The organism is Brevibacterium linens ATCC 9172 (assembly GCF_900169165.1).
In the GTDB taxonomy this organism is placed as follows: Bacteria; Actinomycetota; Actinomycetes; order Actinomycetales; family Brevibacteriaceae; genus Brevibacterium; species Brevibacterium linens.
In genome coordinates, this window is record NZ_FXYY01000005.1 from 105,128 (window position 1) to 126,906 (window position 21,779).

The following is a 21,779-nucleotide window of genomic DNA, read 5'->3' on the forward strand; positions in this document are numbered from 1 at the left end:
TACCGAATGTGATTGACATCACATTATCGAATCCACCAGGGGTTAAGATGAAGCGAATTGCAGTCGCCATAACCACAGCTGCGCTTGTAGCTGGCATCGGTATTGCCATACCGGCAACGCCCGCAACTGCGGCAAGCTGGCATACAAGCCATTTAATGCGCAGCAAAGCTGAGTGCGAACGGACTCGAATTGCACATGTAAACAGGGGTGACAAAACCCGACCGTGTCGTGGGGGATACGCTGGCGTTGACCTCTGGTTCTTTCAGTACTATAGCTAAGGGCGACTCCCAGCAGGCAGGGCCTGCATATGGTATTGAGACATTGAACCTCTTCAGGAGTATAGATATTCACCAATGCTTTCAGTTGAAAGAATCTGTAGACACAACAGCAAGATGATTCAATATCTTCCTACAGAATGAGGATAGTTGGACTTTAACCGAGTGTCATCAGTTCAAATCTACCCTCCCAACAAATTCAGTTAATCGCGGGGGGGGGGGGGTGGGATACAGAAGTCTGTATCCCACCCACCCACATCAGCGTCTCCCCAAAATCTGAAGTCGGACCTCCCAAGAAGAGGGTCAAACCTGGTTGTCTCTCCGACAGTCAGAATCCGCGAGTCTCGATTGCTCAATCTCTGAGTTCAGTCGCGAACACCATGGTCTTCATGGACGGCGGAGTCGTCGTCGAAGCCGGACCGGCCAAGGACGTCATCGGTAACCCGCAGGAACAGCGGACGAAGGACTTCCTCTCCCGCGTCCTCCACCCCGGCCAGCTGGGATAGCCGCGGGCCGCAGGCTCAGAGTGTGAAGCCGGCGGGGAACGGGTCGCTGGGGTCGAGCATGAACTGCGAGGTCGCAATCAGCCAGGCGCTGCCGGTGATCGTCGGCACCACAGCCACATGCTCGCCGACTCTCGTCTCCTCTATCAGCCGTCCGGTGAACGAGGTGCCGATGAAGCACTCGTTGACGAAATCCGTGTTCAGGCCCAGCTGTCCGCGGGCGTGCCGGACGGCCATGAGTGCGCTCGTGCCTGTGCCGCCGGGCGACCGGTCGAGCCAGCCGGGATGGTTGATGAGCACATGGCGGGCATCCGGCGCTTCGCCATCGGGTCCGGGCTCCGTCGGCGGCGTCAGGAACACGACGTGCTCGCAGCCGCGGTACCCAGTCTCCGGATGCACGGGGTCGAGCTGCTCATTGACGGCAGCCATGATCTCGCGACCGGCGGCGATGAAGTCCTCAGCCCGGTCACGCTCGAAGGGGATGCCGACGTCGGCGGCGGAGACGAAGGCGTAGAAGTTCCCGCCGAAGCCGATGTCGCAGGCGATCGCCCCTCGCCCGGGCACCTCGACGGACTGGTCGAGGGCATGCGCATACGAGGGAACGTTGACGATGGTCACCGCCTCGGCGCGACCGTCCCGGACGACCACCTCGGCGGTGATGAGCCCGATCGGGGCGTCGAGACGCACGGTCGTGACGGGTTCGACGACGGGCACCATGCCCGTCTCGACGAGGATGGTCGCCACTGCGATCGTGCCGGCGCCGCACATCGGGAGCACGCCGGTGACCTCGATGAAGAGCACTCCCCAGTCCGCGTCGGCACGAGTCGGCGGCTGCAGGATCGCTCCCGAGAGCCACCCGTGGCCGCGGGGTTCACACATGAGAAAGGTCCGCAGATCGTCGGAGTTCTCGATGAACCACTCCCGGCGTTCGGCCATGGGCTCACCGGGGAATGGTCCCACTCCCCCGGTGACGACGCGGACGGGCAGCCCCTCGGTGTGGGCTTCGACGGTCTGGATGAGACGGTTGGTCTGCACGGCCGATCTCGCTCAGCTCTCCAGGACCTCTTTGAGGATGACGCGGTAGCCCTGGCGGGTGTCATAGCCGTGGATCTCACGGGTGTCGAGAGCCGACATGAAGTCGAGCACCTCAGCAGTGATGACCTGACCGGGCACAAGCACCGGGAATCCGGGCGGGTACGGAGTGACGAATCCGGCCGAGACCGGCTGTTCCCCGTTCTCGACCCGGCGTCGCAGCTCATGTGGGAGCACGTGCTCGATGTTCTGGCGACGCAGACCCGCATAGTAGGCGGTGCGCAGGTCGCCGTCGGGCAGCTGCTTCGACGGATCCTCGGCGGGCACCTCGGCGGCGTAGTCAGGGGCGAAGGCCGAGAAGTCGGGCAGCGGAGGCATCACCGCGGCCGGTTCGGTCAGCGCATCCTGCTCCTGGAGCTCATGCGGATCATTGAACTTCCCCGCCAGCTTGACCAGCACCTCGATGAGGTAGGCCACGGCCGAGCGCGAGGTGCCGATGTTCGTCATGAACAGCACCGTGTTCCGACTCGTCTTATTCACCTGGATGCCGTAGCGGTCCATGAGGTGCTCGTGCTTGAACGTATCCCCGTCGACTCCCGTGCCCGAGATCTCGACGGTGATGCGGCTGGGATCGACGACGAACTCGTCGCGGACCCAGGCGTCCCACATCGTCGAGAGCCCATCGCGCAGCGGCATCGTCCGTTCGGTGACCCGGTACTCCTCCGGGATGAGATCAGCGGCGGTGAGCACCTTGAACGTCTTCTTCAGCAGCGGATGACGCGCGATCGCCGAGGACAGGCTCATCGCCAGGTCGAGCTGCTTCTGCACGAGCGCGAAGCCCTCCATCTCCACCTGCCTGCGGCCGAGGTCGAGGGAGGCGAGGATCTGGTAGTTCGGCGACGTCGAGGTGTGGGTCATGTACGCCTCGTGGAAGGCCTCCTCGGCGCCGGTGGAGAACTCCTGATCGTAGACGTGGATCATCGACCCCTGGCGCAGCGCGGTCAGCGTCTTATGCGTCGACTGGGTCGCGTACACGCGGATCGTCGCGTCCGGCGGGGGCAGCAGGTCCTCGGCCAACCACACCTCGTCGGGTGCCGGAGCCCCGGTCTCCGGATCGAATAGGCGCTTGCGCTGCTCTCGGTACGCGGCGGCGTGGGCATTGGTGTCCAGCGTCTCCTCGAGTCGTTCGGCAGCGACCATGGCGGTGCGTTTGCGGGTGACCGGGTGGAACCGTGCGAAGGCGAACCAGGCCTCGTCCCAGAGGAAGACGAGGTCGGGTTTGATCGCCAGGCATTCCGACATGACCTTGTACGGGTCGTAGACGATCCCGTCGAAGGTGCAGTTGGTCAGGGTGATCATCCGCACCTCATCGAGGCGACCGGCCGCACGGTAGTCGAGCAGGAGCTGCTTGATCCGGTTCAACGGCACCGCACCGTAGAAAGCGACATCGTTGAGCGGGTACGCCTCGAGGTAGGCGGTGCGCGCACCGGTGAGCATGAGCGCATGGTGGTGGGACTTATGGCAGTTGCGGTCGACCATGACGACCTCGTCGGGTGAGACAACGGCCTGGTGGACGATCTTGTTCGCCGTCGACGTCCCGTTCGTGACGAAGTAGGTGCGTTTGGCACCGTAGGCCCGGGCGGCCAGCAGCTGCGCCTTCTTCAGGGTCTTCACCGGCGCCAACAGAGAGTCCAACTCGCCCGAGGTGGCACTGGACTCGGCCAACAGCAGGTTGAGGCCGTAGAAGTCGACGAAGTCCCCGATCCATTTCGATCCGACGACCGAACCGCCGCGAGAGACAGGCAGTGCGTGGAAGACGCCGGCCGGGCGCCGCGCATGCTCCCGGATCGCATCGAAGAAGGGGGTGTCGTAGAGATGCTGAGCGCGGCGCAGCAGGGACAGATGGAGTTCGAACTGGTCCTCGCGGCGGAAGACGCGACGGAACCGGTGCGTCAGGGCCCCGGCGAGGCTTTCGATGTGCGCACCTGCCATGAGGTAGAGATCGAGTTCGGGACGCAGGTTCGCGAGCGTATCGGCCAGCCGCAGCACCCGTCGCACCGAGTTCAGCGGGCTCATCGGACCGGTGGGGGACGCCTTCGTCGTCTCGTGGGCAAACGCCACGGCATCGCGCAGGTCACGACTGAGGACCTCACGGGTGTGGTCGGTGAAGCCGGGGCGGATGACGCAGGCGAGCAGGTTCGGGTTCGTCAGTGCCGCTGCGACGGCGTCGTCGGCGGTCGGGACGATGACGTAGTCGTAGATGAACTGGTCGGTGGGGTTGCGAAGCCTGAGCAGATCGGAATGGAGTTCGTCGCGACCGCCTTCGGTGGTTTCGTCGACGATGAGGACCTCGAAGCGAGGACGGGAATCCTGCCGATCCTTGAGTTCGGCGCGCTCGTCCTCGGTCAGGTCGTCCTCGCCGACATCGGGCACCGTGGTTCCGCGCAGCCGGTTGACCGCCCGCGTGATCATGTCGTGGGCCCGGTCGAACTCCCCACCCGAGAGCAGGTCGGTGATCTCTTCGACATAGCGCTGCCCGAAGCCGCCCCAGTAGAGTTCGATCGTCCGCAGTGAACGCAGGGACCGCCAGACTTCCCCGTCCTCGGCGATCATCGAGAAGTCCCCTCCGCTGGCGGCCAGCCGCTTGATCGCGAACTTGAGGTACTCCCAGGCATCCGAGCGCAGTCGCCAGGTGCTCGCAGGCATCCCTGGGTCGCGTTCGAGATTGGCCTTGCGCGGCTTCGACTGGAATCCTGCTCGCCTGCGCCCACCAGGACCACCGTCGCCGGTGGTGGAGATCGCCGAAGCCGATGGATGGTCGGAGTCGATGCCGGTCATGCGTGAGCCTCCTGGCTGTCAGTCGTCGTTCGTCGCCGGAACGGAGACGCGTCCCTGCTCACGGGCTCAGGCGGAGAGCCGCACTGATTCCGTTGTTGCACGATCATACGACCTTGCGGGTCCGAATGGGTCCGACGGTGACCGAATGAGACAAAAGAATGATAAGCATGGGGTATGGACACCTCCGCGTCTCTTACTGCAGGTCATCTCATCGTCGAGGAACTCGAAGCACACGGAGTCTCGCGTACCTATCTGGTTCCCGGCGAGTCGTATCTCGATGTCATCGACGGTCTCCGCGATTCGTCGATCACCCCGATCGTCTGCCGCCAGGAGGGCGGGGCCGCATATATGGCCGTCGCCGAGGGGCGGATGACCGGAGTGCCCGGAATCGCCCTGGTCACCCGTGGCCCCGGCGCTGCGAACGTCAAGGTCGGCGTCCACACCGCATTCCAGGATGCGACCCCGCTCGTCGTCTTTGTCGGCCTCATCCCCACCGATCATCGCGGCCGCGAATCCTTCCAGGAATTCGACCTGGACGGCTGGTTCTCCTCGACCGCGAAGAAGGTGCTCACCCTCGACGATCCCGATAAGGCCGCCGAGGTGGTCGTCGACGCCATGCACACCGCCGTGACCGGGCGGCCCGGTCCCGTCATCGTCGGTCTGCCCGAAGAGGTCCTTGTCCGCCCGACGTCGGGGACGGTGCTGCCCCCACGTGTGCACGGTTCGGCCTCACCGTATGCCGGGGACGTTACGGAGCTGCGTGCCCGCATCACCGCCGCCGACCGTCCCGTGCTCATCATCGGCGGCGAGGACTGGTCCCCGTCGACCTCGCGGCGCATCGCCCAATGGTCACGCGACCGCGGCCTCGGCGTGCTCGGCACCTTCCGTGCCTATGACGGCATCGACCATGACAGCCCGAATTTCCTCGGCATCCTGGGCTATGGCGCGTCCCCCGTGGCGAAGCGAGTCCTCGCCGAGGCGGACCTGCACATCTTCTTGGGCTGTGTCCGCACCGATGTGGCCACCGACGGGTTCAGCAACGGCGTCGACCAGCGCACCGTCGTCATCGGCCCCGATGCCGATGCGCACGGCCATTTCGGTCGTCTCGACCAGCACATCGTCACCTCGGTGAGCCGGTTCGCCCAATCCCTGTTCACCGAGGAGGGCACCCGCACCTATTCGGTCTCCTCCGACGGGTCGATCGACGAACCGCCGCTCGGTGATGACCTGTCCGAAGCAGCCGGGGATGCTGTGCCGCTGCCGGATTGGGTCGCCGAGGCCCGGGCCGAGCTCGAGGCGTGGCGGAAACCGCAGGTGGCAGATTCCGGGTCGGCCGCCTCGGCGGGGTTCGTCGACATGGACGAAGCATTCGTCCATGTGCACGACCTGCTGCCGGACGACGCGATCATCACCTACGGGGCGGGGAACTTCTCCGGCTGGGCGACCAGATTCCTGCCCACGCACGGTTTCCCCTCGGCGCTGGGCCCGCGCAACGGATCGATGGGATTCGGTCTGCCGGCCGCCGTCGCCGCCGCGCTCGTCCATCCGGAACGGTCCGTGTTCTGCATCGCAGGCGACGGGGATTTCCTCATGAACGGGCAGGAGATGGCCACGGCCGTCCAGTACGGCGCGAATATCACAGTGGTGCTGAACGACAATTCGGTCTACGGCACGATCCGCGGTCATCAGGACCGCGAATATCCGGGCCGGGCCACGGCCACGGCACTCAAGAACCCGGACTTCGCAGCCATGGCCACGGCCTTCGGCGGACTCGGCATCCGCGTCGAACGCACCGAGGACTTCCGTGACGCCTTTCAGCGGGCGCTGGAACACAAGGGGCTCTCGCTCGTCCACTGCATCACGGATCCGTCCGTTCGCGGGGCGCGCCTGCCGTGAACGGGCCGGTGCGAGCGGCGGGTGTGAACGGGCTGGTGTGAACGGCGGAGCGGACGACGTGCGAATCTGACTAAGGTGGCTCTATGAGAATCGACGCGATCTTCACCGACCTCGACGCCTACACGCTTGATCCGACGCGCCCGCGGGCGCAGAAGATCGGGGTGTGGGGCAACCGGATCATCGGCTTCGACGAGGAGCTCGACGGCATCGACGCCGACCAGGTCGAGTCCTTGGGCGGGGCGACGGTGCTGCCGGGCTTCAACGACGTCCACTGTCACACGACGTGGTTCGGTCTCACCCTCGCCTCGGTCGATGTCACGGCGCTGCCCGGCGGTCTGCCCGATGTCTATGCCGCGCTCGAGAAAGCAGCGGCGACGACTCCGTCCGGGGAATGGATCGAAGCCACGGGGTACGCCCACCGTGACTACGACGGGCAGTATCCGGACTTGGGCCGTCTTGACGAGATCACCGGGGACCGGCCCCTGTTCATGCGGCAGACGTCCGGTCACGCCGCGATCGCCAACACCGAGGCGATGCGTCGGGCCGGGATCCTGGACCCCGATTTCGAGGAGCCGGTCGGCGGGAAGGTCGTCCGTGACGCGGCCGGGCATCCGACGGGGCTGATCGAAGAGACCGCGCAGACGCTGGTGCAGGATCTCATCCGCCCGTATTCGCTCGACACCGTCGTCGACGCCCTCGATCTGGCGACGGCCTACTATGCGAAGGAAGGCATCACGTCCTTCGGCGAATGCGGAATCGCCTACGGTTGGATCGGCCACTCCCCCATCGAGATCAGCGGCTACCTGCGGGCTCGGGAAGAGGGCAAGCTGCGGGCGCGGGCTCAGCTCATGCCGCAGGCCGACGGGCTGCACCCGATCGCGGCGAACTCCGCCGACGGGTTCGGCATCGGTCTGGATGCGGGACTGCGCACCGGCCTCGGCGATGATCTCATCTCGATCGGGCCGGTGAAGTTCTTCATGGACGGGGCCCTGTCCGGCGAAACCGCGGCACTGCGGGAGAACTACGCGGGAAAGGACCACCCCGGCTATCTGCAGGACGACGCCGAGGTGCTGCGGCAGCAGATACTGGACACCTATGCCTCCGGCTGGTCGCTGGCCGTGCACGCCATCGGCGATGCCGCCGTGGATGCTGCGATCGCCAACATCGTCGAGGCGCAGCAGCGCTATGGCCGCCGGGCGGTGCCCAACCGGATCGAGCATGCCGCATTGGTCCATGACGAGCACCTGGCGACGCTGGCCGAGCACGGTATCGTCGTCACCCCGCAGGCGGCGTTCGCCGACGGAATCGGGGACGGGATGAACGCTTCGCTCGGCCCGGACCGCCGGCACCTGATCTACCGGGCGAAGTCGTTCGTCGACGCGGGTGTGCCGATGGCCGGCAGTTCGGATCGGCCGTGCGCCGACGGGAATGTGCTGCGCGGAATCGAAGCCTTCGTCACCCGCAGGACCCGTGACGGTGATGTCATGGGTTCGGCGGCCGAAGCCTTGAGCGTCGATGAGGCGATCGCGGCCTACACGGTCGATGCGGCAAAGGCCTCGGGTCAGGGCGCGGACAAGGGAACACTGAGCCGAGGCAAACTCGCCGACTTCGTCGCCCTGGACACCCACCCGCGCAACGTCGCGGCGGACGAGATCGCAGCAATCCCCGTCCGCGCGACCGTCTTGGGCGGCGAGTACACCCACCAAACCCCCTAATTGCTACCTGACGGCGGCCCAGCAACCTCGCGCGAGGTTGCTGGGCCGCCGTCAGGTAGTAACTAGTGGGGGAAGTTTAAGTCGGTGAGGACCTTCTCGAAGACTCCGAGGCCGCGTTCGAGGTCCTCTTCGCTGATGTTGATCGGCGGGACCACGTGCAGGCGGTGGTAGTTGTTGAACGGGATGACGCCGTGTTCCTTCAGCGCCGCCACCACCGAGGCGACTTCGGGTGAGCCGCCGCCGTAAGGGGCCAGCGGCTCCTTGGACTCCTTGTCCCAGACGAGCTCGATCGCCCAGAACGCTCCGATGCCGCGGACCTCGCCGACGTGCTTCGAATTCTCCGCGATCTGCCGCAGACGGGGTCCGATGATCGTCTCCCCGATGTGAGCGGCGTGTTCGATCATGCCCTCGTCGGCCATCGCGTTGATCGTCGCAACCGCCGCCGCGCACGCCAGCGGATGCCCGGAGTAGGTCAGCCCGCCGGGGTAGACGAGTTCGGCGAAGGTCTCGAAGATCGCATCGCTGATGATCACTCCGCCCAGCGGCACGTACCCCGAGTTCACGCCCTTGGCGAAGGTGATGAGGTCGGGCACGATGTCGAAGTGCTCGAAGGCGAACCACTTGCCCGACCGCCCGAATCCTGCCATCACCTCGTCGGCGATAAGCACGATCCCGAACTCGTCGCACAGCGCCCGCACACCCTGCATGTACTCAGCAGAGGGCACCATGATGCCGGCGGTGCCGGGAATGGATTCGAGGATGATCGCGGCGATCGTCGCCGGCCCCTCGAGTTCGATGGTCCGCCGCAGGTGCTGCAGTGCGCGTTCGGTCTCTTCGGCCTCGGTGGCGGCGTGGAACTCCGAGCGGTAGAGGAAGGGTCCGAAGAAGTGGACGACGCCGGAATCCCCGGTCTCGTTCTCCCACCGGCGCGGGTCACCGGTGACGTTGACGGCCGTCTGGGTTCCGCCGTGGTAGGACCGGTAGCGGGCGAGCACCTTCGTCCGTCCGGTGTGCAGCCGCGCCATGCGGATGGCGTGTTCGTTCGCGTCCGCTCCGCCGTTGGTGAAGAACACGTGGTCGAGCCCGGCCGGTGTCCGTTCGGTGATGAGGCGAGCCGCTTCGGACCGGGCGGCGTTGACGGTGGCCGGGCTGATCGTGCACAGCACATCGGCTTGGTCCTTGATCGCGGCCACGACGGCCGGATGCTGGTGGCCGATGTTCGTGTTCACCAGCTGCGAGGAGAAGTCGAGGAACTCCCGCCCCTCACCGTCGATGACCGTCGAGCCCTGTGCGCGGGCGACGGTCGGCGGGTCGATGAGTCGCTGTGCCGACCATGAATGGAAGACGTGCGCGCGGTCGAGCTCCCGGGCTCGGGCGGATTCGTCTTTGAGCGCTGCGAGGTCGGCCTCGCCGAGTTGGTGCACCATTGTCACCCTTTCACTGAAGTACCGGGGATGAGCGCGGAATCCGCGCCCGTGGGGTCATCGTAGAACACATTCGACTACAGTGACGAGCATGTCTTACCGGACCATCCTCAGCCCCGTCGAGGCCGAGATCGAGATCAAGAGATCCCGCTTCCTCACTCGCCTCTCCCCCGCCGCCGATGAGGCCGAGGCCAGGGCCGTCATCGCCGAGGCGCGCGCCGAGCATCCGAAGGCCCGCCACCATTGTTCGGCGTTCGTCCTCGACACCGATTCGCGCACTCAGCGCTTCAGCGACGACGGGGAACCGGCCGGCACCGCGGGCGCTCCGATCCTCGATGTCGTCACCGGCCATGATCTGACCTTCGTCGTCGCCGTCGTCACCCGGTATTTCGGGGGCACCCTGCTGGGCGCGGGCGGGCTCGTGCGCGCTTACGGTCAGGCCACCTCGGCGGCCGTGGAGAGGGCCCGGATCGTCACCCGTCGTGAGCGCGTCCCTGTGTCCGCACACGTCGACTATGCCCAGGCCAACGCCCTGGAGCGGACGGCCGGGAAGCGGGGGTGGGCGACGAGGGCCGACTACGGCGGTGAGGTCGGACTCGATGTCCTGGTTCCCCTCGCCGAGGTGGCCGATGCCGTGGCGATGTACGCCGACCTCACCGCCGGTCGGGCAGAGCCCGAGGTCGGTGAGGTCGAATGGGTGTGAGGCCGGGGATCGACGCTCGGATCAGCGAGAGCTGATCAGTCGAGCGCGGCGATCTTCGCGACCTGGGCGTTCGTGAGCATGACGAGATCCTCGGGGTGGATCTCGATCTCGAGACCGCGACGGCCGGCCGAGACGAACACTGTCGAATGGTCGAGCGCTGTGCGGTCGACGACGACCGGCACGGCATGGCGCTGTCCGAACGGAGAGACTCCGCCGACGGGGTAGCCGGTGCGACGTTCGGTCTCGGCCACACCGGACAGCTGGGCCTTCTTCGCTCCGCGCGCGGAGGCCAGGGCCTTGAGGTCGAGCTGACCGGAGACGGGGACGAGCGCGGTCACGGGCTGCCCGTCGACCTGGATCATCAAGGTCTTGAACACCTGGTCGGAGCTGACTCCGAGCTTGTCTGCGGCCTCCGAACCGTAACGGCGGGTGGCGGGGTCGTGGTCGAAGCTGCGCAGGCTGTAGTCGATGCCTGCCAGGTTGAGCACTCGCACGGCCGGGGTCGCCGCGCTGGAAGTCTTGGATGCAACTGTCATAAGGGGGTAGTGCCTCCTGCCCGCAGGTCAGCGGGGCCAGGAGGCGCAGCTTTCACGGCTCCGTGTCCCCGCGTCGATACGGACGGAATGTTGTATCGGTGCTGATAGGTACCCGCCCACAATAGGCGAAGTAGGCTTTCGGACGCCAATTCCCGTAACGTCAAGTGACTCGCCGGTAAGCCCGTCAGCCCCTTCGGCCGGGGACGCTCACCCCCACCCGAGCTCGTGGAGCCGGTCGTCATCGAGACCGTAGAAATGGGCGATCTCATGGACGATGGTGACGACGATCTCCTCGCGCAGGTGATCGACATCCTCGGCGAAGTCGATGAGGTTGTCTCGATAGATGAAGATATTGTCGGGCATCTCGAACCCAGCGATCCCCCGCTCCCCGATCGGTGTGCCCTCATAGAGGCCGAGCAGGTGCCGGTCGCCGTCCTCCGGCCGGTCCTCGACGAACAGGGCGACATTGTCCAGCTATTCGGTCACCCCGGTCGGCAGCAGATCCAGGGCTTCGCCGAGGATCGCATCGAACTCCTCTTCACTCAGAGCCTCCATGCCTCCCACTCTAATGGCCCCGATCCCCTCGCCGAGGCGGTCGCACGAAACGTCGAAATGCGCCGTTTCCGCCGTGTGACCGAGGACACCTCTTTTCGTTTTGCATTCCGCGAATCGGGTGGGATAAGCTTAACGTCGTTGCCCACGGGGAATCCGAGGACAACCTGGGCCCCCATCGTCTAGAGGCCTAGGACACCGCCCTTTCACGGCGGCGACACGGGTTCGAATCCCGTTGGGGGTACGGTGTAGGATCGTAAGGTCTTCCATCACAACAGCAAGGCCCTGTGGCGCAGTTGGTTAGCGCGCCGCCCTGTCACGGCGGAGGTCGCGGGTTCGAGTCCCGTCAGGGTCGCGGAGCATAAGGCTCTTCTTCGGAAGAGCCTTTGTTTCTCTCGACATACTTGATGAGTATGTCGGCGGCTCGGCTCTGTAGCTCAGTTGGTAGAGCGTTCGACTGAAAATCGAAAGGTCACCGGATCGACGCCGGTCGGAGCCACCACACGGAAGCCCCGTTTCCCAGTGAAAACTGGGGAAGCGGGGCTTCTCCGCGTCTGTGCGCACCTCTTGAAATCCGAATCACCTGGAGTAGGTTGAAGGTGAGTTCGATGACCCGCCCACGTCGTGGTGGTGCAGGGCGAGAGGAGGGCTGGCTCCCCGGGTCGACAGGCCATTGGCAAACCCGCTCTTGTGTGACCCACGGCACACTGATGTACGGTTGAGTAACATTTCGAGAGGTCCGCTTGAGCGGGTTCTGCTCGCGAGGGACAGCACTGACGCCGAACTGCAAGGACGCACAGACATGACGCGTGGAACGACGATCGCCGGCAACCGCATCCTCATCACCGGGGCCGGAAGCGGAATCGGCAGACTCATGGCTCTGGACGCGGCGGCCCGCGGCGCAGCCGAGGCCATCATCTGGGACCTCTCGGACGAACTCGGAGACGCGGTGCGCGCCGAGGTGGAGGCCGCAGGAACCAGGGCCCGATCCTTCACCCTCAACGTCGGCGATGCCGACCAGGTTGCCGCCATGGCCGAGCAGACCGGTCAGATCGACATCCTCGTCAACTGCGCCGGCATCGTCTCCGGCAAGAAGCTTCTCGACATGGAGGAACCGGCGGTCCGTCGCCTCTACGACGTCAACACCTTCGCCCTGTACTGGACGACCCAGGCCTTCCTGCCCGGAATGATCGAGCGCGACCGCGGCTCCGTGGTCACAATCGCCAGCGCTGCCGGCCTGACCAGAGTCGCTCGACAGACCGACTACTCAGCGAGCAAATGGGCGGCGGTGGGCTTCACCGAGTCACTGCGCGGAGAGCTGCGCGCCGACGGCAGCCGGGTCAATACGCTTGCTGTGTGCCCCTTCTATATCAACACCGGCATGTTCAGGGGAGTGCAGACGAAATTCCCCCGCCTGCTCCCGATCCTCGAAGAGAACGAAGTGGCCACGCGGGTCCTCGATTCCGTTGAATCCGGTCGTGAGCAGCTGGTCATGCCCTCGCTTGTCCGCCTGGTTCCGGGTGCCCGTCTCCTGCCGACCCGAGCTTTCGACAAGGTCATGGACTTCCTCGGTGTCAACCAAACGATGGACCACTTCACCGGCCGGACCGGGCCGGGCCAGAAGCACAGGTCACCGGACGGAGACGTGCCGGTCTCCGTGGCACGTCACTAAGCGGCAGATCCTCGGCCGGGGCCATCGTCGGTGACCGAAAGGACGGTGTTCGTCGACACGACCGGCCACAGCAGCACGGACTTCGCTTTGACGACGGCCGGCAAACTCGATGTCATCTCGGCGGGCCGAGGTGCCGGAGAGAAGTTTCTGGCGCACTGGGATCGGCAGGAGTGGAAGGACCGCTTTGACCGGAAATGATTCTGTCCCCCATGGCCTGCGGTCCATCAACGTGTAAGAATGAGGGGCCGAACCTGATTGCGAGCGAAGGAGAGATCATGAGCGAGTTCGATTCGGAAGCGGCCGACCGACTGGAAGACGACCCCATCCTCGGCGATCCCGATCTCGCCGAGCCGACAGGAGACGAACTGGACGATCCCGAGCTCGCGGCCGCTGAAGCCGAGGCCGAACAGGTCGACCTCGACTCCGGCATCGACGACGAGCCCGCCGAGGCTCCCGTCGAGCCCGGTGCCGAAGGGCCGGAAGGCACGGGCATCGAAGGGGCCGACGATGCTCTCGTCGACGACGCCGGCGGGGACGACGAGAACGAGGCTCCCGGCCTCTCCGACGAGTTCAACACCGATCAGTCGCCTGCAGCCGAGCAGGGAAATCGCGTCGGCGACGAGATGGTCTCCGACGACGATGACGAATTCGAAGTCGCCGAGCTCGATGGCGACGACCTCAATGTCGATGCCCTGGCCGACGACGGAACCGAAGAGGTCTCGGTGATCGATGGAATGCCCGAAGTCATCGACGATTCGTATCAGGAGGACTGAGCTCCACCCTCTCCGCCTGCGGCAGGCTCCCATGTGTTAGGACTGAAGGGGAAAGGAGCCGCCCATGCCACCCGGATCCCCGCGCCGGCGATCGACGTCCACCGCAAGCACGAACTTCGAACTCCCCAACGTCGGCACAGGTCGCCCCGTTCACCGCCTCGGCATCATCGCCACGGTCGCCACCTTCGGCGGTCTGCTCTTCGGCTATGACACCGGGGTCGTCAACGGGGCCCTCGAACCGCTGAGCGAGGACTTCGGCCTGACCGCGCTGAGCGAAGGCCTCGTCGTCGCCTCTCTCATGGTCGGCGCCGCCTTCGGTGCGGTCTTCGGCGGTCGAGTCGCCGATGCCTGGGGCCGGCGGCGCACGATCCTGCTGCTCGCCTGCGTCTTCATCATCGGCACGCTCGGGTGTGTCCTCGCCCCGGGTCCGGAGTTCCTCATCGGCGCCCGCTTCGTCCTCGGGATCGCCGTCGGGGGCGCCTCGGCGACGGTGCCCGTCTACCTCGGTGAGATCGCTCCGTCGGAGAAGCGCGGCAGCTATGTCACCCGCAATGAGCTCATGATCGTCGGCGGTCAGCTTGCGGCGTTCGTCATCAACGCCGTGATCTTCAACTTCTTCGGACACGTCGACTCGATCTGGCGTTGGATGCTGCTGGTTGCCCTGGTGCCAGCGATCGCCCTCCTCGTGGGCATGATCTTCCAGCCCGAGAGCCCGCGCTGGCTGATCTCGCAGGGGCGCACCGAGGAGGCTCTGGCCGTGCTCAAGCAGGTTCGCTCCCCCGAACGCGCCGAGGCCGAGATCGACGAGGTCACCCACCTCGCAGCCGAGGATGCTAAGGAGGCCACGGGCGGATTCTCCGACCTCGGCACCCGGTGGGTGCTGCGACTGGTCATCGTCGGTGCCGGACTCGGCTTCTTCCAGCAGCTGACCGGAATCAACTCGGTCATGTACTACGGAACTCAGCTGCTCACGAGCGCGGGCCTGGATTCCGGTGTCGCCATCATCGGCAACATCGCCAACGGCGTGTTCTCCCTGGCAGGCATCTCCTTGGGCATGTATCTGCTGAATAAGCTGCCGCGACGGGTCATGTTCCTCACCGGCTATGCCCTCATCGCGGTCTTCCACACGCTCATCGCCCTGACCGCGGTCATCGTTCCGCCCGGACCGGCACAGGCGTGGACGGTGCTCGCGTTCCTCGTCCTCTTCGTCTTCTCGATGCAGGGAACGGTCGGCCCGCTGACCTGGCTGATGCTCTCGGAGATCTTCCCGATGAAGATCCGCAGCTTCGCAATGGGCATCTGCGTGTTCGTGCTGTGGATCATGAACGCCATCGTCGCCCAGTTCTTCCCGCCGCTCATCGAGGCCTTGGGCATGACGGCGACCTTCGGCATGTTCGCCGGCCTCGCCGTGATCGCCTTCGTCTTCCTGGCACTGATGCTGCCGGAGACGAAGGACAAGGACCTCGCGGAATTCGAACGCGAATTCAAAGCCGAGTACGGACGCAGATAAGGAGCCTCCATGTCAGTCGCCGTCGCCGTCACCGACAGTCCCGAGGGCCGGCTTGCCCTCGAATCGGCCGTCGCCGAGGCGCAGAAGCTCGGTACCGGGCTGCTGCTCATCAACCTCACCCTCCATGACTTCGCCGAGGCGGAGGCCCCCTCCGGGCTCGAGGTCACCGTCATCAACCGGTCCGGACGCGGGGATCGCGACCCGGTCACCGCTGTCATCGACGAACTGAACGAGCACTCGGAGGTCGACCGCCTCGTCCTCGGCGTCCGTGCCCGGTCACGCGTGGGCAAGCTGATCCTCGGGTCGGTCGCTCAGCGAATCATTCTGCGCTCCCCCGTCCCTGTGCTCACCGTCCGCCGGGACGCGACCCGACGCTGACTCGGCAGACTCGTGCCACGGCGCAGGTGTCGCCGCGGGGCCCGTCGCCGCTCATCCATGGCTTAGGCTTGAGGACGGAAGTTCCGTTCGAGGTGAGGGGGCATGCGTGGCCAATACGACAGAGGGCACCGAGGCGGCCGACCGACTCGAATCCGCACTCACCGGCAGAATCGATCCCCACACTCTCGACGAGATCTCCGCTTTGGCCCGGCAGGTGCCGCGCGCTGAGATCGGGCGCCTCGTTCACACCTCGACGCCTCTGCAGTCGGCCATGCTCTTCCGGGTGCTGACCAAGGCCGAGGCCCTCGACGTCTTCGAGGACCTGCCGCCGGCGTATCAGGCCGAACTCATCGGCAATCTCCGCGAACCCGAGGTCGCCGACATCGTCGAGGGCCTCGACCCCGATGACCGAGCCGAGCTGCTCGGCGAACTGCCCGCGAGTGTGGCCAGTCGGCTGATGAAGGGGCTCACCGCCGACGAACGTGAGATGACCTCGGCAGTGCTGGGCTACCCGAAGTCCGCGATCGGCCGGTACATGTCTCCGGAGGTCCTCGGCATCCACGAGGATTGGACGGCGGCCCAGGCGCTGGAGGTCGTCCGTGCCCGCATCGATGGGCCCGAGACCGTCTACCTGCTGCCCGTGGTCGGAGCCGGCCGGGTGCTGCGGGGCGTGATTTCACTGCGCAACCTCCTCGCCGCCGATGAGGACACGATCGTCGAAGACATGGTCCGCGACTCGATCAGCACCCATGCGCTCAGCGACCGGGAGGAGGCGGCCCGTGAGTTCCTCTCCCACCGGCTCATCGCGATGCCGGTGACCGACCAGGAGGAACGACTCGTCGGCATCCTCACCATAGATGACGTCCTCGACATCATCGACGAGGAAGATGCGGAGGACTTTGCTCGCGGTTCAGGTACCGAACCGTTGGATCGCTCCTATCTGTCTTCGACCATCATCCGGCTGGTCAAGAGCCGCATCGTATGGCTGCTCGTCCTCGCGGTCTCCGCGATCCTCACAGTCCAGGTCCTCGAGGTCTATGAGGACCGGCTCGACCAGGTCGTCATCCTCGCCCTCTTCATCCCTCTGCTCACCGGTACGGGAGGCAACACCGGCAACCAGGCCGCAACGACCGTGACCCGTGCGCTGGCCGTGGGAGAGGTGAGGATCCGCGACCTGGGGAGAGTCATCTGGCGCGAACTGCGCGTCGGGGCGATGCTGGGAGCCGTACTCGGCCTCTTGGGCTTCGTCGTCGCAGGCCTCGTCTACGGGTGGGCGATCGGCCTGGTCATCGGACTCACCCTGCTGTCGGTGTGCATCATGGCCGCAACCGTGGGCGGGCTGATGCCGATCATCGCGAAGCGAATCGGCGCCGACCCGGCGGTGTTCTCCAACCCATTCATCTCCACCTTCTGCGACGCCACCGGCCTGATCATCTACTTCACCATTGCGACGACGGTCCTGGGACTGAGCTGAGGAATGTCAGTCGCAGGGTGCTCAGCTCAGGCGGACCAGGCCGACCACAGCTGGGCATAACGGCCACCAGCGGCGACCAACTCCTCGTGAGTGCCCTCTTCGACGATCCGTCCATGCGCCATGACGAGAACGCGGTCCGCGGTCTCGGCCTGGCTGAGACGGTGGGCGACGACGAGGGCCCCACGCCCGGCCACTGCAGCACGGGCAGAGGCTTCGAGCACGTGAGCGCCGGCGGATCCTGCCTCGGCGCTCGCTTCGTCAAGGATCGCGAAGTCCGGGTCTGCGAGCACCAGGCGAGCCAACGCGATCGACTGGTCCGCGACCGCGCTCAGGCGAATGCCGCCGTCACCAACCTCGGTATCCAGTCCTGTGGGCAGTTCGCCGACCCAGCCAGCCCCGACCTTGGTCAACGCCGCAGCGATCTGTTCGTCTGTGGCGTCCGGGACCGGCAGCGCCACATTCTCACGCAGGGTTCCATTGAAGGTGTGAACCTCCTGCGCGACCATGCTGATGTGTGAGCGCAGCACTGACTCCGGCAGCGCAGTCAGTTCCACTTCCCCCGCCGAGGCGGCCGTGCCCGAATCGAGTCCGGCCCACCCGCACGAGGGCACAGAGAGGCCCGCCGCGATCCGCGCGAGCGTCGACTTCCCTGCTCCCGTGGTGCCGACGACGGCGACAACTTCGCCCGGCTCGAGGCGCAGGCTCACACCCTTGAGGACATGATTACTCGACCCGGGATCCTCGTCATAGGTGAACCACAGGTTCTCCAGCATGAGAGCAGGCCGGTTGATGCAAATCTCGCCCGACCGCCTCGGCGACGTCGATGCCTCGTCAATAACGCCGACCATACGAGTCAGCGAGGCTCCGGCGGATTGGATCTGGTCGAAGAGCCCGACCAGAGCACCGATGGGATTGAACAGACGGTGGAAGACCAGAGCCGCGGTAGTCACAGCACCGGCCGTGGTCTGGCCGGAGAAGACCAGGACGAATCCGGCGATGAGGAGCAGGGAGAGGACGACAGCCTCGGCGCGGTTATTGCGTGAGAAGGCGCGAGTGAGGAAACTGAACACTCCGATCGACAGGTCCCGGGCCTGCCCCGAGGCAGCATCGATGCGGTCCAGCTCCCCCGCCTCGGCGCGGTAGGCACGCAGGGTTCGGGCACCGGTGAGACCGCCGAGGAGGCGTCCGGCACGCCTGCCGAACGCGGCGCGCTCCTCCTTGTAGATCGGTTCCGACCTGGGCAGATACCAGCGCAGGGTGAGCCAGTACATCGGCACCGCAACGAGACCCACGAGGCCCAGGCGCCAGTCGATCGCGGACAGACCTATGGCAGAGACAATGACGATGAGAAGTGATTCGACGATGAGCGGCAGCACCTGCGCGGCGGCCTCGCTGATCTTGCGGGAATCATCGGCGACCCTGGAGACCAGATCACCTGTACCTGTGGATTCGACGCGCTGCGATTGCAGGCTCAGTGCGGATTCGACGACCTGTGTGCGCAGGTCACCGACGATGGGCATCGCGATATGGGCCAGCGCCCACGCCCCGATCCAGGTGCCCAACGCCATGACCACACCGGCGATGGCCACAGCGATCGCGCACTCGATGACGACGTCTGAACCGGCCCCAGCTGGGAGCACATCAACGAGACGACCGATCGCCCATGGTCCGACAAGCCCGGCACCGGCGTTGGCGATCCCGGCGAGAACGAGCACGACGAGCCAGCCCCACCGTAAGCGAAGCAACGGGGCCAGATGCGCGAACGAGCGGCGTCTGGAGGCGATCGACAGGGTGGTCTGGTCGGTCTGCTCGGCAGATGCGCTCATCGGGTCACCGCGTTTCGGTAGGCCTCGGCGGATGCGCCAGCGGCGGCGAGGAGCTCGGCGTGCTTCCCGCTGAGGACAGGACCGGTGTCAGGGACGAACACGACGGAGTCGGCTGCTGCGAGAAAGGCCGGGGAGCTGGTGAGAATGATCGTGGCAGCGTTCCCGCGTGAGCTGCGCAGATCCTGGACTCGGTCTGCTATGCGTGCTTCGGTGACGGCATCGACCGCGGTGGTCGGTTCGTGGAGGACGAGAACCTGAGGATCGGCATGGAGGGCGCGGGCCAGGGCCACTCTTTGGCGTTGCCCGCCGGACAGGTTGCCGCCGAGTTCCTGGATTCGGTGGTCGAGCCCGGTGTCGACGAGGCCAAGGAGCTCATCAACGCCCGAGGCGGTGAGCACCTCGGGCGCCACAGGGGCATCGCCTGCGCCGAGGATCATGGTGATGTTGGAGCGGATCGTGCCTTCGAACAGGTCGACTGTGTGCGGTGAAACGAGCATCTGGCCCAGCCCGGTGCTGCGGGCATGGCCAGCCAGAGCCGTGATCAGCGCGGTCTCTGTCTCGGCTTGTTCGACGACAATGGCGGTCAGGGAGCCGAATTGAGTGGTGAAGTCGACCGTGCGCCCCTCCCCTGCCGCCCAGCCCCGGACGCTGATCTTCTCGTCGTCGATGTCGATGGTTGCTGCGGGTGCGGTCGTCGGCGCTGCTCCGGCGCCGTCGATGTCGGTCAGCAGCTGAGAGATCCGCTGGGCGGCTCCATGGGATTGGGCGAAGAGACCGACGATCTCGGCCAGGGCGCGCATCGGTTCGGTGAGGAACGCGGTCATGCCGAGGATGCCGATGAGTGCGCCGACGCTGAGCTGTCCGTCGATGAGGCGCAGACCGGCGACGATGAGGACGATCGCGAGCACGAGAGACATGACGAGGGCACCGAGCCCCGCGAGCCGCCCAGTTCGCTCACCGGTGGCGATGCCGGCGTTCGCGGCTTCATCTGAGGTGTGTCGGTAGCGGCCCACGGCCCAGGGTTCTCCGCCCATGGCCTTGATCACGCGCAGACCGTGCATCAGGTCCGAGGCTGATCTGCCGGCTCGCGCCACGGCTTCGAGCTGGGCGTTGGCCTTCGCAGACACCGAGCGGCCGGGCAGTGCCACGATGATCAGCCCGATGGGTACGGCGATGAGCACGACGAGGCCGGTCACAGGGTCCGCGATGAGAAGGAAGACGGCGGCCGTGATCATGCCCAGCACCGAGGCGATGCCGCGTCCGGCCTGGGCGAAGGACTGTGCCGCCGTGTCAGCGTCGGCCGAGGCGATTGACAGGACTTCGCCGGAGGCGCGGTCCGGTGGCAGGTTCGCCGAGGTGAGTGCGGCGTGGGTGATCTCGACACGCAGGGCGTGTGCTTCGTGTTCGCGGGCAGAATTGCAGAAACGGGCGCCGAAGCGGTAGCCGAGGCTGAGCACGGTGAACAGCAGACCGATGCCGACGATGGAGACGATGAGTGCCGGGACGGACAGCGGGATAATCGCGACGTCGACGACGATGCCGATGGCGACCGGGACCAGCGCTTCGCAGACCTGCCACAGCGACATGGTGATGATGCCGGGGAGCAGGAGACCGAGACGCCGCCGAGCGGCTCTGCGGAGGAGAATCGAACCTGATGAGGGAGTCTTCGACACGAAGGTTACCCTAACATCTTCTGGTGGGTCTACGATGGCGCCTATGACATCAGCAATTGAGTACAGCCTCCCTTCGATGACCGGTCGCACGGTCATCATCACCGGAGCGAACAGCGGAATCGGTCGGGTTGCCGCCCGTGTCCTGGCGGGGAGAGGCGCTCACGTCGTCCTGGCCGTGCGCAACCTCGACAAGGGCGAAGCGGCAGCAGCGACCATGCCGGGCAGCACCGACGTCCGCCTGCTCGACCTTGCTGACCTCGACTCGGTCCGGTCCTTCGCCGCCGCCTTCACCGACCCGATCGACATCCTCATCAACAACGCGGGAATCATGATCCCGCCGCTGTCGCACACCGTAGACGGATTCGAGTCCCAGTTCGGAACGAACCACCTCGGCCATTTCGCGCTCACCAACCTGCTGCTCCCGCAGATCCGCGACCGCGTCGTCACCCTCTCTTCCCTGGCCCATAAGTCGGGATACATCGAATTCGACGATCTCGATTGGACGCGCAGACCCTACAAGGCGATGGCCGCCTACGGGCAGTCCAAACTCGCCAATCTGCTCTTCACCTCGGAGCTCCAACGTCGGCTCTCGGAGAAGTCATCGCCGGTCATTGCGACCGCGGCGCATCCGGGGCTGGCGACGACGAACCTGTTCAAGGCCGGTGACGGCAATCGGCTGCGCGCAGCCGTCAGTCGGACCTTCATCGGACTGATCGGTCAGAACGAACAGGAAGGCGCGCGCCCGACGCTCTGCGCCGCAGTCGCCGACATCCCGGGCGACAGTTTCGTGGGACCGAAATCTCTGTTCGAGGTCCGCGGAGCACCGGGATTCGCCTCACGTGCGCCAGGAGCCAAGAACGCCGAGGTGGCTCGTCGTCTGTGGACCGTGTCCGAAGAGCTGACCGAGGTGACGTTCCCGCTGCCTGCACCATGAGGACCCGCACAGTGACAGCCAATTCAGTGACGATATGACTGTGCTGCGCAATGTCCGACTCGTCG

16 protein-coding genes, 3 tRNA genes and 1 pseudogene are annotated in these 21,779 nt (G+C 65.6%); 13 read left to right on the forward strand and 7 right to left on the reverse strand.

Annotated elements, in window-relative coordinates; translation table 11 throughout:
- Positions 1–643: 643 nt before the first annotated feature.
- Positions 644–781, forward strand: a pseudogene (locus BLIN9172_RS06230) (amino acid ABC transporter ATP-binding protein); the annotation flags it as partial.
- Between the two features lie 15 nt (positions 782–796).
- Here BLIN9172_RS06230 and BLIN9172_RS06235 read toward each other — a convergent pair.
- Together BLIN9172_RS06235 and BLIN9172_RS06240 are read right to left on the reverse strand one after the other, a co-directional pair.
- Positions 797–1,813 (reverse strand): proline racemase family protein, encoded by a 1,017-nt coding sequence (locus BLIN9172_RS06235; protein WP_101554278.1) that lies wholly within the window; start codon positions 1,811–1,813, stop codon positions 797–799.
- A gap of 12 nt (positions 1,814–1,825) precedes the next feature.
- Positions 1,826–4,648, reverse strand: coding sequence for an aminotransferase class I/II-fold pyridoxal phosphate-dependent enzyme (locus BLIN9172_RS06240; RefSeq protein ID WP_101554279.1), 2,823 nt, complete (start codon positions 4,646–4,648; stop codon positions 1,826–1,828).
- 174 nt (positions 4,649–4,822) lie between these two features.
- On the opposite strand from BLIN9172_RS06240, the gene BLIN9172_RS06245 reads away from it, so the two are divergent.
- Both BLIN9172_RS06245 and BLIN9172_RS06250 read left to right on the forward strand, forming a co-directional pair.
- Positions 4,823–6,544 carry a thiamine pyrophosphate-dependent enzyme gene (locus BLIN9172_RS06245; RefSeq protein WP_101554280.1) on the forward strand — a complete coding sequence of 574 codons (1,722 nt, stop codon included), beginning with the start codon at positions 4,823–4,825 and terminating at the stop codon, positions 6,542–6,544.
- Between the two features lie 83 nt (positions 6,545–6,627).
- Complete coding sequence (locus BLIN9172_RS06250) at positions 6,628–8,259, forward strand: amidohydrolase (RefSeq protein ID WP_101554281.1); 1,632 nt, start codon at positions 6,628–6,630, stop codon at positions 8,257–8,259.
- Positions 8,260–8,321: 62 nt separating this feature from the next.
- Here BLIN9172_RS06250 and BLIN9172_RS06255 read toward each other — a convergent pair whose 3' ends face one another.
- The gene (locus BLIN9172_RS06255) at positions 8,322–9,686 is read right to left on the reverse strand and encodes an aspartate aminotransferase family protein (RefSeq protein WP_101554282.1); all 1,365 of its coding nucleotides are present in this window, start codon (positions 9,684–9,686) and stop codon (positions 8,322–8,324) included.
- Between the two features lie 88 nt (positions 9,687–9,774).
- Here BLIN9172_RS06255 and BLIN9172_RS06260 point away from each other — a divergent pair, with 88 nt between their 5' ends.
- On the forward strand, positions 9,775–10,386 hold the full coding sequence (locus tag BLIN9172_RS06260; protein ID WP_101554283.1) for a YigZ family protein: 612 nt from the start codon (positions 9,775–9,777) through the stop codon (positions 10,384–10,386).
- Between the two features lie 35 nt (positions 10,387–10,421).
- Here the strand turns inward: BLIN9172_RS06260 and ybaK are convergent, their stop codons facing one another.
- Together ybaK and BLIN9172_RS06270 are read right to left on the reverse strand one after the other, a co-directional pair.
- Positions 10,422–10,922, reverse strand: a complete 501-nt coding sequence (gene ybaK, locus BLIN9172_RS06265) for a Cys-tRNA(Pro) deacylase (protein WP_101554284.1) — start codon at positions 10,920–10,922, stop codon at positions 10,422–10,424.
- Between the two features lie 207 nt (positions 10,923–11,129).
- On the reverse strand, positions 11,130–11,396 hold the full coding sequence (locus BLIN9172_RS06270; RefSeq protein WP_308297944.1) for a metallopeptidase family protein: 267 nt from the start codon (positions 11,394–11,396) through the stop codon (positions 11,130–11,132).
- A 249-nt stretch (positions 11,397–11,645) separates the two neighbouring features.
- Here BLIN9172_RS06270 and BLIN9172_RS06275 point away from each other — a divergent pair.
- From BLIN9172_RS06275 to mgtE, 8 genes are all read left to right on the forward strand, one after another.
- Positions 11,646–11,718, forward strand: a tRNA-Glu gene (locus BLIN9172_RS06275).
- A 37-nt stretch (positions 11,719–11,755) separates the two neighbouring features.
- Positions 11,756–11,829 (forward strand) — tRNA-Asp (locus BLIN9172_RS06280).
- 71 nt (positions 11,830–11,900) lie between these two features.
- Positions 11,901–11,976 (forward strand) — tRNA-Phe (locus tag BLIN9172_RS06285).
- A gap of 300 nt (positions 11,977–12,276) precedes the next feature.
- Complete coding sequence (locus tag BLIN9172_RS06290; protein WP_101554285.1) at positions 12,277–13,146, forward strand: SDR family oxidoreductase; 870 nt, start codon at positions 12,277–12,279, stop codon at positions 13,144–13,146.
- Between the two features lie 275 nt (positions 13,147–13,421).
- Positions 13,422–13,919: a hypothetical protein gene (locus BLIN9172_RS06295; protein WP_101554286.1), complete on the forward strand. Its 498-nt coding sequence runs from the start codon at positions 13,422–13,424 to the stop codon at positions 13,917–13,919.
- A gap of 64 nt (positions 13,920–13,983) precedes the next feature.
- A complete protein-coding gene (locus BLIN9172_RS06300; protein WP_101554287.1) occupies positions 13,984–15,429 on the forward strand; it encodes a sugar porter family MFS transporter in 1,446 nt (481 codons plus the stop codon).
- Positions 15,430–15,438: 9 nt separating this feature from the next.
- Positions 15,439–15,807 carry a universal stress protein gene (locus BLIN9172_RS06305; protein WP_101554288.1) on the forward strand — a complete coding sequence of 123 codons (369 nt, stop codon included), beginning with the start codon at positions 15,439–15,441 and terminating at the stop codon, positions 15,805–15,807.
- Between the two features lie 106 nt (positions 15,808–15,913).
- The gene (gene mgtE / locus BLIN9172_RS06310; RefSeq protein WP_101554289.1) at positions 15,914–17,281 is read left to right on the forward strand and encodes a magnesium transporter; all 1,368 of its coding nucleotides are present in this window, start codon (positions 15,914–15,916) and stop codon (positions 17,279–17,281) included.
- A 26-nt stretch (positions 17,282–17,307) separates the two neighbouring features.
- Here the strand turns inward: mgtE and BLIN9172_RS06315 are convergent, their stop codons facing one another.
- Entirely contained in the window at positions 17,308–19,107 is a 1,800-nt protein-coding gene (locus tag BLIN9172_RS06315) for an ABC transporter ATP-binding protein (RefSeq protein ID WP_101554290.1), read from the reverse strand.
- Entirely contained in the window at positions 19,104–20,780 is a 1,677-nt protein-coding gene (locus BLIN9172_RS06320; protein WP_240812142.1) for an ABC transporter transmembrane domain-containing protein, read from the reverse strand. The genes BLIN9172_RS06315 and BLIN9172_RS06320 overlap by 4 nt, the downstream gene beginning before the upstream one ends.
- A 43-nt stretch (positions 20,781–20,823) precedes the next feature.
- On the opposite strand from BLIN9172_RS06320, the gene BLIN9172_RS06325 reads away from it, so the two are divergent.
- Positions 20,824–21,714: an oxidoreductase gene (locus BLIN9172_RS06325; RefSeq protein ID WP_205751057.1), complete on the forward strand. Its 891-nt coding sequence runs from the start codon at positions 20,824–20,826 to the stop codon at positions 21,712–21,714.
- The last annotated feature ends 65 nt before the right edge of the window (positions 21,715–21,779 follow it).